This window comes from Acidiphilium sp., from assembly GCF_049977125.1.
Taxonomy (GTDB): domain Bacteria; phylum Pseudomonadota; class Alphaproteobacteria; order Acetobacterales; family Acetobacteraceae; genus Acidiphilium.
On the sequence record NZ_JBMFGY010000259.1, the window covers coordinates 1 to 3,032 of the forward strand.

The window sequence follows — 3,032 nt, forward strand, 5'->3', positions numbered from 1 at the left end:
GCACAAGATGCCGCGGGGCCGTCCACCCCAACGGAAAAGCGAAGCGCAATCCGCCTCTTGCTTACCACGACAAAAGCGCCCGCTTCCAAACAAGAAAACCAAAGTCGTTCTTGAAAAAAGAACCAAAAAACTCTTTGGAATCAGGTGCTAGCCTTGGCGGCGTCGTCGGCTAAATTGGCATGGCGGTTCCGCTGCGTGATAGACCGCGCTGGCCGCCAGCCTGATCTCCAGCACAGTTCCTTTCATCAGCGCCGCCGGCACCACCGCCGCGCCATCCGTCCACCGCCCGTCCGCCTCCGCATCATGCCACCCCTCGACCAGAGAAGGATCATCGAGGTCGATCATCCGCCGACCCGCAAGCAGAGCCGCAATCTTCACGCCCAGCCGCCGCCGATCCCGCGGATCGGCCGTAATCTCCCCCGGAATTCCCGAACGACTTTCGATCACCCACGCCCCGTCGCGCCGCCGCCGCGTGCGCACATCCGCATCACGCGTGGTCTCTACACCGGCCCGCGCCAGCAGCCCCGCCCGCAGCGCTTCAACCACCGCCCCCGCCTCGGCAAACGGCGCGCACCCCTCTGCCTCACGCCGGTCCTGCGCGAAATCCGGATGCAGCGTCAGCGCGCCGCCATGCTCGAACGCCGCGCGATTGCCGGTGTCCAGATAACTCTCGACCGGGCAACCCTCGGCATAAATCACCGCGTGCACCGCGAGTTCGACATGGAAATACGTGACACTCGGCTGACTGACCTGGCGGATCGTCACTCCGTTGAGCAACGCCTTGGCCGGCACCAGATGCCCGTCAAGATACAACGCATGATCCGGCGAAACCGTCAGCGCCCGCGCCGGCACCCCATCACAAATCGCCCCCACCTCGATCACGATCGGCTGCACCGCCGCGGGTCGCGCATGCCGCCGCAAATCAAGCCGCCGCTGCCCAAGCCAAACAATCGGTGCCGCCCCGCCGCCATGCAGCACGAGCCAATCCCCAACGCGCAACGCCTCCACCGGCCGAGGGCCATCCGCCGTCAGAATTTCGGTGCCCGCCGCAAAACACGGCACCAGCGCGATCGTGGTATTCGCCGGCGGATCCGTCACGATAAAATCGGCCGTGGTGAAATTTCCGACGATATCGAGCGTGATCGTGCTCGACCCGCTGAACAATTCGAGCCCCGTGCCGGTCACGAAACTGTCGGACGTCGCGGCAAACCCATCCAACTGGATCGTATCGCCGAGCGCGAACCCGTTGATCGTCTGGCCTTGGGCAAGCTGCGCGATGCCGCCTTCAACCGTAAGCGAAGCGCCCGGAGCGAAACTCAGGTCGGTCGCCCCACCGAACGAACTGCTCAGCGCAATCGTGCCGCCCGGCTCGGTGCCGGCGGCGAATTCAACGACATCAGCCGCATCGGTCGCCGCAATCGCACCGATGAAACTCGCCCCGGGCTCGATCACCACGGTACCACCCGCCGTACCGAACCGCACCGCCGGCCCGCCCGCGCCGTTGACCAGCCCGGCATCGATCAGCGTGCCGCCGTTGAGAACCACTCCCACATCCTGGTGTACGCCATCGATCGTCGCACCTGCGAAATTCATCACCGTGCCGCCGGCATCAAGGCTCACGGCGCCGAGGATCATGCCGTAATTCGCAAGCGTCGCCGCATCACTGAGCCGGACCGCGCCCTTGTATCCCGCGATTGTGCCCCCGAGCACATTATCGATACTGCCATATTGCAGAACGATCCCAGTGCCGTCGGTCGCCGCGCTCTCGATCAAACCCGAATTGGTTATATCGAGCGTACTCGGTATACCTGTCGCAAGACTGATCGACGAAACACGCGACAGGTTGGTCTGCCCATAAATCGCGACCCCGCTGTACGACGAACTGCCCGTGAACGAGACGCCGTATTTGTTGACTAGGGCAATGCCGCCGATTGTGCCGCTATTGTTGATAATATCATGGCCATGCCCGATGATACCCGGCGCACCGAATATAGTCCCCCCATTGGTCAGTGTATCAATGATGCCCGCATTCGGACCAGCGACCTCTAGGTCTCCCAGATCGACGCCGTTGCCGAACGTGACATATGTATCGAGCGAACCGGCAAAGGTGAATGTCCCGGCAAACGAGGTCCCCAGAATGACACCCTCGTTCAGAATACTGGCACTGACACCGCCATAATTGGCAATATAGACAGCCACCGCATTTGCCTCGATCGTGCCCCCCGCCTGATTGATGACGGTGCCGCCATTCATATAGACGCCGTCGGTCTGGATCGTGCCGTATTGCGTGTAATTGGGTACCTTGATCGCCTGCAGACCGGTGCTGCTCACCAAACCCTGATTGACGAACAGGTTGCCCAACCCCCTCAGATTGACCGCCGCCTCGATCCCGATCGTGCCCCCCATACCCCGCGCCGCCGTATCGATGATCGTCCCACTCACGGAAATCGTGCTGGCATTGGTCAGCGTCGTCCCCGGATTGTCGCTGAACACGCTGGCGTAGATCACGTAGCTGCCGGTCGCGATACTGGTGGTCGTGTTGAACACCGTGTCGACCGGGCTGACGATGATCGTGGGATTGGTCTCCAGCGTGATGCCGGTATGGACGATCGTGCTACCCGTCGACATATTGATTCCCCTTGGTCGAGGTCGGAGCCAGACGAACCTCGGTTAAATCAAGACAGATTTATCCACGTGACGGCAGCAGATCATTTCTTCGTGATAATTAAACCAAATCGTTACAAAATAAAAGTTGAAAGCGCACGCATTTTTTCGGTAACAAATTCGTGATAACTAAGGATTTCGCACAACCTCAGGGCGGGTATGGCCTGTCATATTCAACCAAAAATAATTCAAGACCCCGCAAACTCAACAGTGTTGCATTACCGGCTCCCGGTCCGATGTCTTGGTCGATCGCCCGTTTACGACGTGGCTAATCCCGGCAAACAGCGATGAGAGCGGCGAAGTTAGAGCAATATGCGATTAAGTTGACGCGGCAGCGGCAACATAATCGCATGAAATCGCTCAAAAAA

1 protein-coding gene is annotated in these 3,032 nt (G+C 60.2%); it reads right to left on the reverse strand.

From position 1 onward, the window contains the following. Nucleotides 1-147 precede the first annotated feature (147 nt). Nucleotides 148-2,628, reverse strand: coding sequence for a Hint domain-containing protein (locus ACP5E6_RS17750; protein ID WP_427956502.1), 2,481 nt, complete (start codon nt 2,626-2,628; stop codon nt 148-150). Nucleotides 2,629-3,032: the final 404 nt, after the last annotated feature.